This window comes from Pseudomonas sp. 51_B (genome assembly GCF_017491595.1).
Taxonomy (GTDB): Bacteria; Pseudomonadota; Gammaproteobacteria; order Pseudomonadales; family Pseudomonadaceae; genus Aquipseudomonas; species Aquipseudomonas promysalinigenes.
The window spans coordinates 1-443 of the sequence record NZ_JAFGYW010000418.1 but is presented as its reverse complement, the minus strand read 5'-3'; the positions used below and the strand labels follow the sequence as shown (position 1 = coordinate 443).

1 protein-coding gene is annotated in these 443 nt (G+C 56.0%); it reads right to left on the bottom strand.

Annotation, left to right across the window (positions count from 1 at the left end; genetic code table 11):
- Nucleotides 1-176: 176 nt before the first annotated feature.
- Complete coding sequence (locus tag J5M56_RS25520) at nt 177-341, bottom strand: hypothetical protein (protein ID WP_207808099.1); 165 nt, start codon at nt 339-341, stop codon at nt 177-179.
- Nucleotides 342-443: the final 102 nt, after the last annotated feature.

The window sequence follows — 443 nt, the reverse complement described above, 5'->3', positions numbered from 1 at the left end:
ACATGATGTCGCGCCGGGCGAAGCAGAAGAAGGTTGCTCAGCAGGCGTAATTGCTGAGAACACAAAAAACCGCCTGGGCTGGTTGAGCTCAGGCGGTTTTTTTATTCACCTTTTGCTGAGTTATCGAGAGCGCGCTGCTGCTGAGCGCTCTCATGAGGGAAGGACCTTGTTGGTCTTCAATGCGCAGCAATGTGCCGCACTGGGTGCTTCTCTGTCTTCTCAACCGGCGTCGTCTGCACCGGATGATGGCGTCGCGAAATCCGCAGCACGCCCCACAACATGGCAGTCGCCACGGCCAGCCAGCCGGCTATCAACATCACGATGGTCATGGTCAGGCTCATTGGTGCCTCCTCTTCGCCCTGCATCGGGCGCCCGCTTTTCGCAATTCGCTCTATTTCAGTGACAGTCTAGTCAATGGGGTGTTTCAAGCTATTGACCAAAGG